The organism is Marinomonas sp. ATLA20 (genome assembly GCF_057180105.1).
This window is the reverse complement of record NZ_JBXUKU010000008.1, coordinates 156,287-174,154: the sequence shown is the minus strand read 5'-3', so window position 1 is coordinate 174,154 and position 17,868 is coordinate 156,287. Positions and strand designations below refer to the sequence as shown.

13 protein-coding genes are annotated in these 17,868 nt (G+C 44.2%); 6 read left to right on the top strand and 7 right to left on the bottom strand.

Going from position 1 to position 17,868, the window contains the following annotated elements:
• Positions 1-281: 281 nt before the first annotated feature.
• Both purL and tadA read right to left on the bottom strand, forming a co-directional pair.
• Positions 282-4,181, bottom strand: coding sequence for a phosphoribosylformylglycinamidine synthase (gene purL, locus AC2A4J_RS14735; RefSeq protein ID WP_255826680.1), 3,900 nt, complete (start codon positions 4,179-4,181; stop codon positions 282-284).
• A 117-nt stretch (positions 4,182-4,298) separates the two neighbouring features.
• Positions 4,299-4,787 carry a tRNA adenosine(34) deaminase TadA gene (gene tadA, locus AC2A4J_RS14730; RefSeq protein ID WP_484176566.1) on the bottom strand — a complete coding sequence of 163 codons (489 nt, stop codon included), beginning with the start codon at positions 4,785-4,787 and terminating at the stop codon, positions 4,299-4,301.
• A 127-nt stretch (positions 4,788-4,914) separates the two neighbouring features.
• Here tadA and AC2A4J_RS14725 point away from each other — a divergent pair, with 127 nt between their 5' ends.
• On the top strand, positions 4,915-5,337 hold the full coding sequence (locus AC2A4J_RS14725) for a CBS domain-containing protein (protein ID WP_255826684.1): 423 nt from the start codon (positions 4,915-4,917) through the stop codon (positions 5,335-5,337).
• 1 nt (position 5,338) lies between these two features.
• Here AC2A4J_RS14725 and AC2A4J_RS14720 read toward each other — a convergent pair whose 3' ends face one another.
• From AC2A4J_RS14720 to AC2A4J_RS14705, 4 genes are all read right to left on the bottom strand, one after another.
• On the bottom strand, positions 5,339-5,596 hold the full coding sequence (locus tag AC2A4J_RS14720) for a cold-shock protein (RefSeq protein WP_484176565.1): 258 nt from the start codon (positions 5,594-5,596) through the stop codon (positions 5,339-5,341).
• Positions 5,597-5,686: 90 nt separating this feature from the next.
• Complete coding sequence (locus AC2A4J_RS14715) at positions 5,687-8,470, bottom strand: valine--tRNA ligase (protein WP_484176564.1); 2,784 nt, start codon at positions 8,468-8,470, stop codon at positions 5,687-5,689.
• Between the two features lie 131 nt (positions 8,471-8,601).
• Positions 8,602-9,024 carry a hypothetical protein gene (locus tag AC2A4J_RS14710; RefSeq protein ID WP_255826690.1) on the bottom strand — a complete coding sequence of 141 codons (423 nt, stop codon included), beginning with the start codon at positions 9,022-9,024 and terminating at the stop codon, positions 8,602-8,604.
• A 265-nt stretch (positions 9,025-9,289) separates the two neighbouring features.
• Positions 9,290-10,750, bottom strand: a complete 1,461-nt coding sequence (locus tag AC2A4J_RS14705; RefSeq protein WP_484176563.1) for a leucyl aminopeptidase — start codon at positions 10,748-10,750, stop codon at positions 9,290-9,292.
• A gap of 265 nt (positions 10,751-11,015) precedes the next feature.
• On the opposite strand from AC2A4J_RS14705, the gene lptF reads away from it, so the two are divergent.
• Both lptF and lptG read left to right on the top strand, forming a co-directional pair.
• Positions 11,016-12,131 (top strand): LPS export ABC transporter permease LptF, encoded by a 1,116-nt coding sequence (lptF, locus tag AC2A4J_RS14700; RefSeq protein ID WP_255826694.1) that lies wholly within the window; start codon positions 11,016-11,018, stop codon positions 12,129-12,131.
• Between the two features lie 5 nt (positions 12,132-12,136).
• Positions 12,137-13,198: an LPS export ABC transporter permease LptG gene (gene lptG / locus AC2A4J_RS14695; RefSeq protein WP_255826696.1), complete on the top strand. Its 1,062-nt coding sequence runs from the start codon at positions 12,137-12,139 to the stop codon at positions 13,196-13,198.
• Positions 13,199-13,240: 42 nt separating this feature from the next.
• Here lptG and AC2A4J_RS14690 read toward each other — a convergent pair whose 3' ends face one another.
• Positions 13,241-14,416: an aminotransferase class I/II-fold pyridoxal phosphate-dependent enzyme gene (locus tag AC2A4J_RS14690; protein WP_484176562.1), complete on the bottom strand. Its 1,176-nt coding sequence runs from the start codon at positions 14,414-14,416 to the stop codon at positions 13,241-13,243.
• Between the two features lie 168 nt (positions 14,417-14,584).
• On the opposite strand from AC2A4J_RS14690, the gene dksA reads away from it, so the two are divergent.
• The 3 genes from dksA (at position 14,585) to AC2A4J_RS14675 (ending at position 17,466) form a co-directional block, all read left to right on the top strand.
• The gene (dksA, locus tag AC2A4J_RS14685; RefSeq protein WP_012071672.1) at positions 14,585-15,019 is read left to right on the top strand and encodes an RNA polymerase-binding protein DksA; all 435 of its coding nucleotides are present in this window, start codon (positions 14,585-14,587) and stop codon (positions 15,017-15,019) included.
• Between the two features lie 33 nt (positions 15,020-15,052).
• Positions 15,053-15,952, top strand: coding sequence for a tRNA glutamyl-Q(34) synthetase GluQRS (gluQRS, locus tag AC2A4J_RS14680; protein WP_484176561.1), 900 nt, complete (start codon positions 15,053-15,055; stop codon positions 15,950-15,952).
• Positions 15,953-16,077: 125 nt separating this feature from the next.
• Positions 16,078-17,466 (top strand): sigma-54-dependent transcriptional regulator, encoded by a 1,389-nt coding sequence (locus AC2A4J_RS14675; RefSeq protein WP_484176560.1) that lies wholly within the window; start codon positions 16,078-16,080, stop codon positions 17,464-17,466.
• Positions 17,467-17,868 lie beyond the last annotated feature (402 nt).

The following is a 17,868-nucleotide window of genomic DNA, read 5'->3' as shown; positions in this document are numbered from 1 at the left end:
TCTGATTCATCATTGAACTTGCTTACCTTAGTAAGTTGCAAACCGTTGTTTGCGTCGTTCTCCGTGTCAGTGGGTGCGTATAATACATCCCAAAAAATTCTGTGCAACCTCTTTTTTAAAATTCTTTTAATTAATTGAGTTTTTCACACCTTACGTTCAAAGATTGATCAAAAACAACCAAACTTGCTCACTTATTAAGCAGAAAACAAAGTACCTCATATTAAAAAGGCCTCTAACCTTAAGATTAGAGGCCTTTTAAGATAGCAATTTAGACTAATAGATTAACCTAACCACTTTCTCGCATTTTGGAACAAACGCAACCATGGAGCTTGCTCTTGCCATTCGCTTGGGTGCCAGCTGTGCTGAACCGTGCGATAGACACGCTCTGGGTGAGGCATCATGATAGTTACACGACCATCTTCCGATGTTAGACCCGTTACACCTTGCGCAGAACCATTCGGGTTGAATGGATAACGCTCAGTTGCTTGGCCGTAGTTATCAACATAACGCAATGAAATCTGATTCGCCGCAGCCAAAGTTGCCATATCTTGATCCTCACGGTATTCCGTTAGACCCTCACCATGAGCAACCACGATAGGCATGCGAGAACCTTCCATACCAGCAAGCAAAATAGAATTCGATTTCTGAACTTCCACTTGAACAAGGCGAGCCTCAAATTGAGAAGATTGGTTTCGAACAAACTTCGGCCAATGTCCAGCACCAGGAATCAATTCATATAGATTCGATAACATCTGACAACCATTACACACACCAAGCGTAAAGGTATCAAGACGATTGAAGAATGCTTCGAATTGCTCACGAGCAACAGGGTTGAAAAGAATCGACTTCGCCCAACCTTCACCAGCACCTAGCACATCGCCGTAAGAGAAACCGCCACAAGCCACTAAACCACTAAATTGGTCCAGCGTCGTACGACCAGATAAGATATCACTCATGTGAACATCTACAGGAATGAAGCCCGCTTTATGGAAGGCCGCAGCCATTTCCACTTGGCCATTTACACCCTGCTCGCGTAAGACGGCAATTTTAGGCTTAACACCCGAAGCAATAAATGCGGCTACAATATCTTCATTTTGATCAAATTGAACATCCGCAGATAAACCTGGATCTTTCGCATCTAACAAGCTATCGAACTCTTGCTGTGCTGAATCTGGGTTATCACGCAATGCCTGAATGCGGTAACTGGTTTCAGACCAAACACGCTGCCAATTAATACGCGTTTCTTCTAATAATGCTTCACCAGCAAAACAAACACGGATCGAATCATCACCGGACAATGTTGCAATCGGTGTCGTCGTCACACCAGCACTAGCATAAGCAGAAATAACGTCCGTTACATCAGACTCATTCACCTGTATGACGGCACCCAACTCTTCGTTGAATAACGCTGGAGCTACTTGCATACGATTAGTAATGGTTTCATCAAGATCGATATTCAGACCCAAATGACTCGCGAATGACATTTCAACTAACGTAGCAAACGCACCACCATCAGAACGGTCATGATAAGCTAACAATTTGCCTGCAGCATTCAACGCCTGAGTCGTATCGAAGAAGCCAGCTAAGGTCGCTGCATCATCAACATCTGGCGCTTGCTGACCCAGTTTATTGTAAACCTGAGCAATAACAGAACCGCCAAGACGATTTTTACCCGCACCCAAATCAACCAACAACAAACGCGTATCGGCTTTGTTTTTTAGCTCTGGCGTTAACGTCTTGCGAACATCTGTTACTGGCGCAAATGCAGAAATAACCAAAGACAATGGAGAAGTCACGGCCTTTTCTTTGCCATCTTCTTTCCATACGGTTTTCATCGACATAGAGTCTTTACCAACTGGAATGGCAATATCCAATGCTGGACACAATTCCATACCAACTGCTTTTACCGTTTGATAAAGCTTCTCATCTTCGCCTTCGTGACCAGCCGCCGCCATCCAGTTCGCAGACAACTTAATGCTACTACGTTTGGTAATGTGTGCTGCTGCCAAGTTAGTCAGTGCTTCACCCACCGCCATGCGACCAGATGCAGGCGCATCGAGCAAAGCTACGGGCGTACGTTCACCCATGGTCATGGCTTCACCGGTGTAGCTTTCTAAAGAGGACGTTGTTACCGCCACATCCGCTACTGGCACCTGCCAAGGACCCACCATTTGATCACGAGCAACCATACCTGTAATTGAACGATCACCGATGGTGATTAAGAAATTTTTGCTCGCAACCGTTGGCAAGCTAAGAACACGCTTCGCTGCGTCAGCAAGATCCACATCAACAGCCGTGAAATCATCACCTGTAATAATGGCTTTCTTTGCTTCACGATGCATTTTAGGTGGCTTGCCAAATAGAACAGACATAGGCAAATCAACAGGATTATTATCGAAATGCTCATCCGCTACTTGCAAATGCATTTCTTCTTTTGCTTCACCAACAATGGCAAAAGGGCAACGCTCTCGCTCACAAATCGCAGTAAACTCTGCAACACGATCAGGAGAAACGGCCATTACATAACGCTCTTGCGATTCGTTACACCAGATTTCTAGTGGTGACATACCCGGCTCGTCATTTAGAACCTTACGCAAATCGAAGTTACCACCACGCTCACCGTCTTTTACCAATTCAGGCAAAGCGTTAGACAAACCACCAGCGCCCACATCATGGATAAAGCTGATTGGGTTTTTATCACCCATTTGCCAGCAACGGTCGATCACTTCCTGACAACGACGCTCCATTTCTGGGTTGCCACGTTGTACAGAAGCGAAATCGAGATCTTCGTTACCATCGGCAGACGCCATGGAAGATGCCGCACCGCCACCAAGGCCGATCAACATCGCAGGACCACCAAGTACGATTAACTTAGCACCTACTTTGATCTCTTGTTTTTCAACGTGTTCACGACGAATATTACCAATACCGCCCGCCAACATGATTGGCTTGTGGTAACCACGCACTTCCTCTTGTGAAGCACCCTGGATTGTTTGTTCATAAGTACGGAAGTAACCTAATAGGTTTGGACGACCAAACTCATTGTTAAACGCAGCACCACCGATAGGCCCTTCGATCATAATATCCAAAGGCGTTACGATACGAGACGGTTTGCCGTAGTAGCTTTCCCATGGCTGTTCAAAACCAGGTATTTTAAGGTCGGATACCGTGTAACCACTCAAACCTGCTTTTGGTTTAGAGCCAATACCTGTCGCGCCTTCGTCACGAATCTCACCCCCAGAACCCGTTGCCGCACCAGAGAATGGAGAAATGGCTGTTGGGTGGTTATGAGTTTCAACCTTCATCAAGATATCGATGTGTTCGTGGCTAAAATCGTATTCGCGCGTTTCTGCGGATGGGAAGAAACGACCGCCAAAGTGGCCTTCCATCACGGCCGCGTTATCTTTATATGCAGATAAGGTACCGTGTGGATTGTGTTCATGGGTGTTCTTGATCATTTTAAACAAAGAGCGCTCTTGCTCTTCGCCATCAATCGTCCAAGACGCATTAAAGATTTTATGACGACAATGCTCAGAGTTTGCTTGAGCAAACATCATTAGCTCAACATCGATTGGGTTACGACCCAACTCAATGAAAGACTCAACAAGGTAATCAATTTCGTCATCCGCAAGAGCAAGGCCTAGCGTTTGGTTTGCCTCAACCAATGCCGCTCGGCCACCGCCTAATACATCGACTGCTGTCATTGGTGCTGGTTCTGCATGAGAGAACATATCAGAAGCGTCGCTTAATGCCGGAAGCACGCTTTCTGTCATGCGGTCATGCAGCATAGCTGACAACAAATCTAGCTCTTCAAGCGCTAATGGCGCCGAGCTATGAATAAAGTATTCCACGCCACGTTCAACGCGGGATACGGCCGCAAGGCCACAGTTATGAAGGATATCGGTTGCTTTCGATGACCAAGGTGAAATCGTTCCTAAACGAGGAACCACTAAAACACTTTGATCAGATGAACTGACTTGGGAGGATTTAGGACCGTAGGCCAAAGCGCGCTGTAAAACAGTTTCCTGTTCAGCAGTCAGCGTTTGACTATCAACCAACTCCACGAAATGGAGAAATTGAGCATCAACATCTGTGACAGATGGAATAGATGCTTGCATATTGGCTAATAGCTTTGCCTTGCGAAACGCCGATAGCGCTGCGGAACCATGCAGAGTTAGCATGTTGAGTATTGCCTCACTTGGTAGTTTTGGGGAAATGGTGCGGGTATTTTAAATCAATGAGGCAAATAGAGGCCAGCAGAGTATGAAATTTCTACACAAAATGATGGAATTAATTGCCTAAGTGGCCTTTTTTGCCTGTTCCTTGAGCTTCTTTTTTTGTTCACGGCGATATTGAAAGAATTGGGTAAGCTGAAGGGAAGCTGTTTCAGACAATACGCCAGACTCAACTTTCACTTTGTGATTAAGAAATGGCGCTTCAAAAAAATGCCCCTGACTGTCCACAATACCGCTTTTGGGTTCCATCGCCGCATAAACCACTCTATCAATACGTGCATGAACCATAGCGCCCGCGCACATAGAGCAAGGCTCTAATGTGACATATAAAGTCGCACCAGGTAGCCGATAGTTATTCATGGCTTTGCAGGCCATTCGAATCGCCTGAATTTCAGCGTGAGCGGTAGGATCACAAAGAGAAATAGGCGAATTGTAACCCTCACCGATAATTTCACCGTCTAGCACTACAATCGCACCAACTGGAATCTCATTTTCAGATGCAGCTTTGGCAGCCAGCGCTATCGCGCACTCCATCCATTCTTGATCTGTCATTATTGATCTACCTCAAGGCGACTATAATTGCCTTACAAAACATAATTGCCTTTAATCTATAATCCGCTCTACACTGAACCTTACTGTCAAAATAAACACGCTAAAATAGACATATGGAGATTTATTCATGCGCACAGTGGCCGACTTGATGATTACTAACTTAATAACATTAAGAGAAAATGATTCTTTAGCGAAAGCCAAAGCATTGATGCAAGAAAAAAACATTAGGAACATCCCCATCATCAACGACGCAGGAGAATGTGTCGGCATGCTAACGCAACGTGAATATTTACGTCATGCCTTTCATTTAGTTAGCCAGTTTGGCACCCAGCAAATATCCAAGAAAGAACAGCAGACACCTATTGCTAACGCGATGAACAAAGACATACTCACTGTCAGCCCCAACACAGACTTAGACATGGCTGCAGAATTTTTTATTGAAAACAAATACGGCTGTCTACCCGTTACCCAAGACAACAAACTCGTCGGAATTTTAACACCTGTCGATTTTGTTAAACTCGCACACAAAATGTTGCAAGAATCTGCGTAAGCTAAGCACTTTCAAGCTGCTGATTAGAACCAGAGGATGCAATCTGCACCTCTTTTTCTAAACGCACTTCAATAGCCTGCAAACCAAAGTCGGTCGTAGATAAAACAAAACTAACAGACTGTCCTTTTCTTAAGCTCTTGTGACCATCACAAATAATCGATTTGTAGTGAACAAAGACATCACTGTCTTCTTCTCGCTTAATAAAACCCACACCTTTAGCGTCGTTAAACCACTTAACTTTTCCAGTTAATCTTTCCATTACTGTCTCGCCTCTTTTTTATTTTTATTAAGTAAGCGTAAGGTCAGAGGCCCAAAAAGACTTCTGACCTTATGTTTTTACAATGCATATTTACAAAGATTCAATACTGACCTTTTGCTCTTCTAACTTACTAACCGCTAATTGCAAGTCATCGCACTTAGCGCGTTCTTTCTCAACCACTTCTGCTGGCGCTTTCGCCACAAAACTGTCGTTAGAAAGCTTGCCCTGGATACGCTGCAATTCTTTTGACGCTTTATCAATTTCTTTTTGCAAACGAGCAAGCTCTGCTTCTTTATCAATCAAGCCTGCCATTGGGACAAGCACTTCCATATCACCTACTAATGCAGTAGCAGACATTGGCGCTTCATCACCCGCATTCAACCAAGTTACAGATTCTAGCTTCGCCAGAGTTTGCAAGAAGGTTAAGTTCGCATCTAAACGCGCTTGATCTTGCTCAGAACCATTACGGAACAAAATAGTCAGCGGCTTAGAAGGAGAAATATTCATTTCACCACGGATATTACGAATACCTTCGATAACACCTTTCAGCCATTCTACATCGGCTTCTGCTTGCGCATCTTTTTTCGCATCATTAGCCATTGGGTATTCACCCAGCATCACAGTGTCACCTTCAACACCCGCTAGTGGCGCAACACGCTGCCAAATTTCTTCTGTTAAGAATGGCATCATCGGGTGAGCAAGACGCAGAAAAGCTTCCAACACACGCACTAAAGTACGACGAGTCCCCATCAATTGTTCAGGCGTAGCGTTTTCGTCCCAAAGAACAGGCTTAGACAACTCCAAATACCAATCACAATATTCGTGCCACATAAATTCATACAAGGCCTGAGAAGCCAAATCAAAACGATGCGTCTCGAAAGCACGGTTGACGGCATCTTCTGCATGCTGCAAACGGGAAATAATCCACTTATCAGCAAGCGACAATTCAACTTCAGCACCACTTTGACCACAGTCTTGATCTTCTGTATTCATCAAGACATAACGCGTTGCATTCCAAATCTTATTACAGAAATTACGGTAACCTTCAAGACGGTTCAGGTCGAACTTAATATCACGCCCACCGGACGCCAATGAACAAAGCGTAAAACGCAAAGCATCAGTACCGTAAGCTTGAATCCCTTCAGGATAGGTTTCGCGTGTATTCTTTTCGACTTTTTCCGCTAAGCGAGGTTGCATCATGCCGTAAGTACGTTTCGCCACCAAGGACTCGATATCAATACCATTAATCAAATCCAATGGATCGATAACATTACCTTTGGATTTCGACATTTTATCGCCGCGTTCATCACGAATAAGACCAGTAATGTAAACGGTTTTGAAAGGGACTTTATCGGTAAATTTCAAGGTCATCATGATCATTCTGGCAACCCAGAAGAAAATAATATCAAAGCCTGTTACCAACACATCTGATTCACTAAATTCAGCAAAATCTTGTGTTTCTTCTGGCCAACCTTGTGTTGCAAACGTCCAAAGTGCTGAAGAGAACCAAGTGTCTAGCACGTCTTCATCTTGAGTTAGCTCAACATCTGCCGAGAGGCTATATTTAGCGCGAACCTCATCTTCATTTTTACCAACATAATGCTTTCCATCCGCATCATACCAAGCTGGAATTTGATGTCCCCACCAAAGCTGACGAGAGATACACCAATCATTAAGATCGCGCATCCAAGCAAAGTAGGTATTTTCCCATTGCTTAGGAACAAACTGGATATCGCCATTTTCAACCGCTTCAATCGCAGGCTTAGCCAATGACTCAACCGCCACATACCACTGCTGTGTCAAGTAAGGTTCAATCACCGTATTACCACGCTCACCACGTGGTACTTTTAGCTTATGGTCGACAACTTTCTCAAGCAAACCAAGCGCATCAAAATCGGCTACTACAGCTTTACGAGCATCAAAACGATCCATGCCATGATATTTCTCGGGGGCTACGTCGTTGATCGCTGCATCGTCGGTCAATATGTTGATCAATGGCATATCGTGGCGTTTGCCAACTTCATAGTCATTGAAGTCATGAGCTGGCGTAATTTTCACACAACCCGTGCCAAATTCTTTATCTACGTATTCATCAGCAACAATTGGAATACGACGACCAACCAATGGCAGTTCAACAAATTTGCCAACTAGGTCTGTAAAACGCTCGTCATCCAACGCAACAGCAACGGCAGCATCACCAAACATAGTTTCTGGGCGTGTGGTCGCAACAACAATGTAATCCTTACCTTCCGCGGTTTTTACACCATCAGCAAGTGGGTAACGGAAGTACCACATGAAGCCATTTTCTTCTTCAGAAACCACTTCAAGATCAGAAATAGCCGTGTGTAAAACAGGGTCCCAGTTTACAAGACGCTGACCACGATAAATGATACCTTCGTCAAATAGGCGAACAAACACTTCCTGAACCGCCGCAGACATACCAGGGTCCATTGTAAAGCGCTCTTTATCCCAAGCGACAGAGTCACCTAACACGCGCATCTGGTCAGAAATAGTGCCGCCAGACTGGCCTTTCCACTCCCAAACTTTTTCAAGAAACTTTTCACGGCCTAGCTCATGACGAGTCACATTCTGAGCGGCTAATTGGCGCTCAACCACCATTTGAGTTGCAATACCAGCATGGTCACAACCTGGCTGCCATAGTGTACGGCTACCTTTCATTCGTTCACGGCGAATCATCGCATCCATCAAGGTATGCTGAAACGCATGCCCCATGTGCAAACTGCCGGTAACGTTTGGTGGTGGAATCATGATAGAGAATGGAGAACCGTTGCCTTGAGGGGAAAAATATCCACCCTCTTCCCAACGTTTATAAATAGGCTGTTCAATACTCTGAGGTTGGTAGGTCTTTTCCATTATGATGTCTTAAGGCTCTTATGTAGCGATCAATTGTAAGTTGAGGAATTATAACGTGTCATAACAAGATAAAGAATAACACGTGGGTAATTAAGCCGTCTGCTAACACATTAGACAGCTATTAATTTGCATTACTCTTTTTGAGCCGTCTCAGCCGCCTGCAACGCTTGCATAACTTCTGATACCAGCTCTGGCAAACGTTTTTCAAGTACGTCAGCAATGGTTTTTGCGATCAAATCTTGCGATAACGCAGATTCAGTAACCACATCATCCAGCGTAACGACGCCATCTAATGACGGATCCTTAGAATCATTCTGAGAGGCTTCCAAGGAAGCGCTGTCACCAAGAGCATCTTGGTCTTGGTGATTAGCATCCGGGGTATTCTCATTAAAAGATTCTTCCAAATGCGCTTCTTGACTAGAAGAGAGAGACTCTCTCTCAGCGACGATGTCCATCAAAATAGGAATATCATCTTGATTCCGCAATGCGGATATCAAGGTTTCTTCATCTGGCTCAAAAACACCATCGTCATACTGAGTGGCTAAATCTGACATAAGAAAAACCAATATTAAGAAAGCAGGATACAAGAATGAAGCGAATTTATTCACTTCATTCATCATTTGAAGCCCTCAACTTTCGCATTGAAAAACGCAAAAGTCCACCCTCTCCAAATGAAGTTAATGAACCCAACCTAGCCCAAAACAAAATAACACCTTGATCAGACTAAGCTTTCCAATAAAAATCAGCATAAAAAAAGCAGCAACCACTAATGATTGCTGCTTTTAATAAAGACTATGCGCTAGTAAGAAAACGAGTTAGTTACGCTTTACCAAGCAAATAACGCGTCAACAAAGCGACTGGACGACCACTTGCACCTTTCGTTGCACCACCTGACCATGCGGTACCAGCAATATCCAAATGCGCCCAAGGATATGAGCCCGTAAAACGAGACAAGAAGCAAGCCGCCGTTACAGAACCAGCTTCTGGACCACCGATATTACCAATGTCTGCAAAGTTACTATCAAGCTGCTGCTGATATTCTTCATCAAGAGGCATTTGCCAAATTTTATCAGCTGATACTTGGCTCGCTGTTTTCAACTCAGACGCTAGACCGTCATTGTTCGCGTACATACCAGAATTAACGCTTCCCAAGGCAACCACACAAGCACCAGTCAATGTCGCGATATCCACAACCGATTTTGGCTTGAAGCGCTCAATGTAAGTCAATGCATCACAAAGCACCAAACGACCTTCAGCATCAGTATTCAAAATTTCTACCGTTTGGCCAGACATAGTCTTCACAATATCGCCTGGCTTAGTCGCACGAGCACTTGGCATATTCTCGGCTGCTGCAATGACGGCCGTGAAGTTCAGTTTTGGTTTTAACTCACAAATTGCTTTCATAGTGCCAAAAACACTGGCTGCACCACACATGTCGTATTTCATCTCGTCCATTTTCGGACCAGGCTTCAAGGAAATACCACCTGTATCGAAGGTAATACCCTTACCTAAAAGAACATGAGGCGCGTCACCTTCTTCACCACCGCGATAGTTCATCACGATTAAATAACTTGGCTGATCACTACCATGACCTACGGACAACAAGCAGTGCATGCCGAGTTCATCCATTTTGCTTTCGTCTAGTAACTCAACACCGATACTGTATTCTTCACCTAGCTGCTGAGCTTGGGATGCTAAGTAACTTGGCGTACAAACATTACCAGGAAGGTTCCCTAACTGACGAGCAAAGGCAGAACCTTTTGCCGTTGCCGTACCAATCGCCAAAGCAGCTTCGTCTGTACCCTCTAACAACAAAGCGGTGACTTTTGTCGCCTTCTCAGCGTCATCTTTTTTGAAGCCAAGGAAATTATAAAAACCTTCATTTAGCCATTGAGCAACTAAAGCAAGCACATCTGCTTGAGAACGGTTTTTCAATACTAGGCCAGCACTTGCGACAGCAACCGATGCAAATGGCAAACCTTTAATTTGAGCCGCTACAGCAGCAATCACTTTACGAGCTTGCATGTCGCTCAATTCAGCGTCTTTACCAATACCAACCAACAAAACGGCTTGAGCAAAATCTTGAGACACCGCTGGCAGCAATAAAGTCTGCGCAACGCCACCTTTAAATACACCAGTTTCACGCAACTGAGATACTTGTCCGTTGGCATTTTCATCCACCCAAGATGTGGATTCAGGGAGGTCGCCCTCACTAGGAACAAAGGCAACAAGCAAATCTGCTTGAACAGTAGACAAGCGATCAAATAACGCCATATTCATGAAAAAACCCTCAATAAAAATAACTTAGAGATATTTACACTAAACTGCGAGCAATAGAAAAACACACCAAAAGACTGGAAGAAATGCCACTTTATTAATGAAAAGAGCACCTAGAGTCAATTTTTAACACGGTATTCACAAGCTCAATCGTCGTGCGAAATCCTCACTTTTAAAAAAAACTGGATAATATACTTCTTACCACGAGATAATGGGGGCTTTAGATGTGTAATCAACTCTACGCTTAAAAAGCAGAATCCATCCAGAGGTGACTTTGAGACTATTTAAATACTTAGCGAAAGAAGTGCTGGTGTCAACAGCTGGCGTCACGCTAATTTTGCTGCTCGTAATTTTAAGCGGTCGAATTTCCAGCTACTTAGGTCGTATTGCCGATGGAAAAATGACCTTCGAATCTTTATTTTTAATTCTCGGCTACCATATTCCTAGCTTCGTACAGATGATTCTACCATTAGCCTTTTTCTTAGCTTTACTACTTTCCTTTGGGCGCCTTTATATAGAAAACGAAATGTCTGTACTGTTTTCAAGCGGCATCAGCAAGATCAAACTTGCTGGCTACACATTAGGTATTGCCTTAATTATCAGCTCAGTTAGTGCTTCTATCAACTTTTGGCTTGCCCCATACAGTGAATACAAAGCGGCCGAAACCTCGCAGGCGCAAGACCAACTGTCTGCTTTCGACCTTTTAAAACCTGGGCGTTTTGAAGGCAGCGGCCAGCGCACTACTTATATAGACAGCTTCTCTAACGAGGGTTGGATGAATCAAATATTCCTGTCCGACGTAACAAGCAAGAAGAACAGTAGCGTTCCCATTTTGACCTTTGCAGCCAATGCAGAGCAAATACGAGTCAGCGCACAAGGAGACAGAAACTATCTAGTTTTCAAAGACGGCACACGCTACGAAGGCAAGCCAGGTACAGCAAATTATCGAATAACCCAATTTGACACCTACGCTGTACGCATGGAAGACAAAACCAACAAAGTCATTGACGACGCCTACACCAAAACAACGCTAAGCTTACTTAACAGCAACTCCTTGCTGGACAAAGTCGAGCTCCAATGGCGCATTTCATTGGTCATCATCATTCCGATACTTGCCATGATCGGCCTATCGTTAAGCCAAGTAAATCCAAGGCAAGGCCGATTTTTCAAAATGCTACCGGCAATTCTTTTGATGATTTTCTACATTGCCCTTCTAATTTGGGGGCGAACATCGCTCGAAAAAGGCAAACTCCCGATCCAGTTTGGTTTATGGTGGATACACGGTATATTCATATTCATCGCTGCGGTACTTTTTGCACAGTACAATCAAATATTTGAGCGCCGTAAGGCTAGACCTTCCCATACTGCGAACACAAGTGAGTAACAGAAATGACTAAAATAGACAGATACATTGGCAATAGCGTTTTATGGGCCTTTTTGATCGTCGCTGTCGTTCTGCTCGGATTGGATTTCGCCCTCACTCTTATAGAGCAAATCAAGAAAGTAAATGACAGCTACACCATCCAATCTTTGTTGCAAGTTATCCTATTTCGCCTACCGGGAAAATTCGCAGAATACATCCCTGTCGCTTCACTGATTGGCACACTAACAGGATTGGGCACACTTGCGGCCACATCGGAATTAACCGTTATGCGCGCCGCTGGCATGCCTATTTGGCGCATTGGCTTTGCTGCATGCCAGCCAATATTACTCGTTTCTTTAATAGGAATGGGTATTTCGGAGTTTGTCGCCCCCGCTGCAGAGCAGAAAGCCAATTTGATAGAAAAATTCAAAGGACAAGAAAGCGGCACGTTTTCACTGACTGGCGGTGTGTGGCTAAAAGCAGATAATAGCTTTGTTTATATCGATGCAGCCGACGACACAGGAAAGCTCTATAACTTACAAATTTTTTCGCCTGACGGTCAGAAATTAAAACACATAAAAACAGCGACCAGTGCCGAGCACATTAAAGATTCTGTTTGGCAACTCAATAATGTAAAAGAAACCATATTTGCTGCAGACCATATCGAGACCAAAAGCATGCCGCAAGCCGAATGGAGCATCAGCATAAAACCTGAACACTTATTCCTCGCTTCGCAAGAGCCTGACTCTTTATCGTTAAGCCAACTGCAAAGCTATCAAGCTTACCTGAAACAACAAAAGCTTGATGGATCACAATACGAGCTAGAATTCTGGATTACAGCACTACGACCCATCGCCTCATTAGCGTTAGTACTGGTTGCTCTATCTAGTGTATTTGGGCCATTACGGTCTTCCACTATGGGTGGTCGAATATTTACTGGTGTTATCATCGGCCTAGCGTTCCAAAACGCGCTCAACTTGTTTGGCAGAATGAGTGTCGCAATAGATTTCCCTCCGGTTATTGGCGTCAGCATTCCTATTGCTATTTGCTTACTGGCGGGCATCATATTGGTAAAACGCAGAGGCTAGGCTCTGCGTTTATATTCTTAACAAAAAGAGCCTTACTTTATTTCACTTCAACGAAGAAGCCATGAATCGAGCAATTCTCGCTAGCGCCTCTTGCAATCTAAGCTCATCACAAGTGTAAGCAAAGCGCACATATTTATGCGCGTCTTTAATGCCGAAATCTGCTCCGGGAGTAAGCGCTACTTTTTCCTGCTCAAGTAACGCTAAACACCACGCCATTGCATCTTGTGTCACATTTGATACATCCACATATATGTAAAAAGCCCCATGCGCCGGCGCAACAACAGGCAAGCCGATAGCCTTCAAACCTTCTAGCAAAACCAAGCGACGAGCATCTAATGTTTGTCGACGCGCTTCGCACTCAGCCAATACATCTGGCGAGAATGCACGCACTGCCGCATATTGAGAAACACTCGGCGCGGCAATAAACAAGTTTTGCGCTAGCTTTGTCGCACCCTCGACAGCCCACTCGGGCACGACCAACCAACCTAATCGCCAACCAGTCATAGCAAAATATTTCGAGAAGCTATTCACTACAAAAATATCATCAGCAATCGACAAAGCCGAAAAATCATCGCCTTCGTAAACCAAGCCTTGATAGATTTCATCCACCAACAAATGACCACCAAGCTCACTCACCTTCTCCCACGCTTGCGCAATATAGGATTTATTGAGCACCGCTCCAGTAGGGTTAGAAGGTGAAGCAAGCCAAAGACCAGAGGTGCTTTCACTCCAGTGATTAGCCAAAGAACCCAAGTCCATTTCAAAACCTTCTTCAGGTTTTGTTTCAACCAGCGTCGCTTTCGCGCCCGCTTGAATCAAAAAATGGCGATTACATGGATAACACGGATCTGGCATCAAAACATCATCACCAGAGTTAACCATCAACGACGCCATTAACAACAATGCCCCAGAAGCTCCGGGTGTAACAATAATACGTTCTGGCGAAACGGAAACTTGATAACGACTAAGATAGTAATCACTAATTGCGTGCTTCAATTCAGGCAAGCCGGTTGCCGAAGTGTAACCCGTTTTACCTTGTTGAATCGCCTCAACACCAGCATCTGCAACCGCATCCACCGCAACAAAATCAGGCTCCCCAACTTCAAGGTGAATCACATCCTCACCTTGAGCTTGCAACTGCTTGGCACGAGCCAACACCTCCATCACCTGAAAGGGTGAAATTTGCCCTACTCTTGCTGCCAACTTGTGTTTTTCCATCCCGTTTTATCCACCTTTATCTACCTGTTTCAAAAATATCGCGACATTTTGCGCAAAAAATGTGGTTAACAGCCACATTATCTGGTAAGTTTCCGCCCGAAAATAAATCACCTAATTTTATCGGTTACAGGCTACCACAATGGAAACCTGCGAAGTGAGGCAATGCGTATGCCAAATATGAACCCTGAATCATTAATGAAAGACTTCACTCCTTATGTTGCTAAGGATGGCGAAGAATACATGAACGAAAACCAGTTGGCGCACTTTAAAAGCATTCTACTCAACTGGAAGCAAAATCTTATGGAAGAGGTTGATCGCACCGTTCACCACCTTAAAGAAGAGGCCGTGAACTATGCAGATCCAAATGACCGTGCTAGCCAAGAAGAAGAATTTAGCCTAGAGCTTCGCGCGCGCGATCGTGAGCGTAAACTGGTTAAAAAAATCTCTCAGACAATCGAGCTAATTGATGCTGACGATTATGGCTTTTGCGAAGAGTGTGGCATCGAAATCGGCATTCGCCGCTTAGAAGCTCGCCCAACAGCGACCATGTGCATTGACTGCAAAACTCTAGCTGAAATCAAAGAGAGACAAATCGGCGGCTAAGCACTGTGCATTTAAGAACAGTACTTAAACACAATGTCTAACCACGACGACCCCGTTTCGACTGTCTATCGTGGCCGCTTTGCACCTTCGCCAACCGGTCCTCTCCATTTTGGCTCGCTAGTCAGCGCATTAGCGAGCTATTTGGACGCAAAAAAACAGCAAGGCAGCTGGATCATTCGCATTGAAGATGTGGATGGAACACGCTGCAAGCCTAGCTTTTCCGAGCAAATCACCGAAACCCTTAGAAGTTACCAGCTTTTTTCTGACGAACCAATTCGCGTTCAAAGCCAGCACAGTGAAATTTACGAGCAAAAGCTGTCTGAATTAAAAAGACAACAAATCGTATTCCCCTGTAATTGCACTCGCCAGTCCCTTGCTCAGCATAATGGCAACCACCCTCAGGAATGCCAGAGCACAACTAGTAAACCTCATTCATGGCGACTAAAAGCCAGCTCAGCGGTTTATCTATGCCAAGATGATATTCAAGGTTCCCTGCAGCTCTCTGAAGATCTCAAAAACAACTGCCCAGTTTTAAAACGAAAAGACGGCTTCTTCTCTTACCAACTTGCTGTCGTGGTTGACGATCACTTACAAAACATCAGCCATTTGGTGAGAGGGGCTGATCTAATAGAAACCACGGCTCAACAACTACACCTCTATAATTTATTTGGCTGGACACCGCCGAGCATTTGCCACATCCCACTTATAATCAACCATTCTGGCGACAAAATCAGCAAACAAAATCACGCAAGAGCCATTGAAAACGGTCACCTCCCCACCCTATTGCGTGCACTCCACTATCTAAAAATTGACCTAACGGGCCCTTCTTCTATAGCAGAAGCAATATCCCTAGCAATTGAAGCCTGGGATCCAAGCAAATTAAAAGGAATAAAAGACCTTCCCCTAGAAAAACAGGACCTGCACTTCATCTGAATACAGCTGCAGCGACCCATCCGACACCAAAGCAATAACATTCACACTGATTTAGATATCTATAGTCTCGACCAACCAGCCTGCATGTGTATAATCGTTACACTAGTTACAAGAGGTGACAATTCATGCACAGCATTATGATCATTTGCCCAGACAGCTCACCACTAAAAGAATCAGAAAAATGGCTGTCTCGATATGGCTTTCAAGTAAACACCAGCAACACGCTAGAACAAGCCAACCGATACTATGAACTATCTGAATTTCACCTCCTACTCATTGATCAAGAGGCTATCAATCAATTAGCCGAAGGTCATTTAGAACTGCCTAGCACACCACATCGCATTGTACTTGACGCAAAAGCCAGCCTAAGCACAGGCGTTAGCAGCATGGCACAAGGTGCACTTTACTACCTTCCCCTACCAACAGACTCTGAAAGCCTACTAAAACATGTCGTCAATGCCCTAGAAAAAAAAGAACAATCAACACAAACAACAGAATCCATAGCTCAACCCCCCCCTAACTCCGCGGAGGAAAGCATTGTTTTAGGCTCCGCTGGAAGCGGCATTATTGGCCAGTGCCCACCAATGCAAGAACTCTTCAGTGATATGCGTAAAATTGCAGGTACCCATGTCACCGTCCTAATACGTGGTGAATCAGGGACAGGTAAAGAACTGGTCGCCAAAGCGCTTCATAACCTAAGCCAGCGCCATAACCACCCAATTATCAGCGTAAACTGTGCCGCCATTCCAGAAAACCTAATAGAATCAGAGTTATTTGGTCATGAAAAGGGAGCATTTACAGGTGCAAACTCCTCTCACGATGGTCTTATTTACGCCGCAGACAAAGGCACACTCTTCTTAGATGAAATAGGCGAACTGCCACTAGAAGCTCAAGCAAGGCTACTGCGAGTCTTACAAGAAGGAGAAATACGCAAAGTTGGCGCAACACAGTCAACCAAAGTAAACATCCGACTCATCACCGCCACCCACAGAAATCTAATAGATATGGTCAAGAACGGACTGTTCCGGGAGGATTTATACTATCGCCTTTATGTAATGGAGCTACTTCTACCGCCACTAAGAGATAGGGGTGATGACATCTCCATGTTGGCAAAAATTCTTCTTGAGAAAGCCTGCCAGAAGCACAACAAGCCGATCTACAAATACAACCAAACATTCGACAAAGCTATCAGGGCACACAATTGGCCAGGAAACGTGCGAGAGCTCGAAAACGCAATAGAAAGAGCCGTCATTCTTAGCCCGCCTGAAAGAGTCGAAGCAGCCAACTTAAAGCTTTCCAGCCAACAACAAAGCTTACATTCTACGAACATGCCACAGTCGACAGACAACGACTTAATGGCAGGCACGACACTGGATGATTACTTCAAACATTTTGTCCTTACGCACCAACACAAGATGACAGAAACACAACTTGCACATTCCTTGGGCATATCAAGAAAAAGTTTATGGGAAAGACGACAAAAACTGGCAATACCCAAAAAGGTAACAACATAAAAGTAACACTTGATACCAAAATACCCAAAAAACAAACGAGAAATTGTAAAGAAAGTGTACAAAAATATGCCAAAACCCAACAAAATCAGCACTTTATTGTTTTTGGCACAACAAATGCCTTATATACACCACAACGATAAGAAGATTGACCAAGAATAAAAATAAGTTAATCGTCGTATGTAAGTTCTTAAAAACAACAATAAAAATAGGAACACTGTAGCCTCTTCAAATAAAAATAAAAATTTGAGGCTATGGATGGAAAATCGCTTTGGATAATTGATCTTTTTAGATATACAAGCCTTCGGGCAATGAAAACAATGCAAAAATAAAAATAAAACCTGAGTAGAACTGCAGAAGCAGCACCCACTTTGTTTTCGGAACTAGTATCTTCATGTATCCAAA

Excerpts from the sequence above, each read along its gene's own strand:
- lptG (WP_255826696.1), top strand. The coding sequence starts at position 12,137 with ATGACTAAAATAGACAGATACATTGGCAATAGCGTTTTATGGGCCTTT.
- tadA (WP_484176566.1), bottom strand. The coding sequence starts at position 4,787 with ATGACAGATCAAGAATGGATGGAGTGCGCGATAGCGCTGGCTGCCAAA.
- AC2A4J_RS14675 (WP_484176560.1), top strand. The coding sequence starts at position 16,078 with ATGCACAGCATTATGATCATTTGCCCAGACAGCTCACCACTAAAAGAA.
- gluQRS (WP_484176561.1), top strand. The coding sequence starts at position 15,053 with ATGTCTAACCACGACGACCCCGTTTCGACTGTCTATCGTGGCCGCTTT.
- AC2A4J_RS14690 (WP_484176562.1), bottom strand. The coding sequence starts at position 14,416 with ATGGAAAAACACAAGTTGGCAGCAAGAGTAGGGCAAATTTCACCCTTT.
- AC2A4J_RS14725 (WP_255826684.1), top strand. The coding sequence starts at position 4,915 with ATGCGCACAGTGGCCGACTTGATGATTACTAACTTAATAACATTAAGA.
- purL (WP_255826680.1), bottom strand. The coding sequence starts at position 4,181 with ATGCTAACTCTGCATGGTTCCGCAGCGCTATCGGCGTTTCGCAAGGCA.
- dksA (WP_012071672.1), top strand. The coding sequence starts at position 14,585 with ATGCCAAATATGAACCCTGAATCATTAATGAAAGACTTCACTCCTTAT.
- AC2A4J_RS14720 (WP_484176565.1), bottom strand. The coding sequence starts at position 5,596 with ATGGAAAGATTAACTGGAAAAGTTAAGTGGTTTAACGACGCTAAAGGT.
- AC2A4J_RS14705 (WP_484176563.1), bottom strand. The coding sequence starts at position 10,750 with ATGAATATGGCGTTATTTGATCGCTTGTCTACTGTTCAAGCAGATTTG.
- AC2A4J_RS14715 (WP_484176564.1), bottom strand. The coding sequence starts at position 8,470 with ATGGAAAAGACCTACCAACCTCAGAGTATTGAACAGCCTATTTATAAA.
- AC2A4J_RS14710 (WP_255826690.1), bottom strand. The coding sequence starts at position 9,024 with ATGTCAGATTTAGCCACTCAGTATGACGATGGTGTTTTTGAGCCAGAT.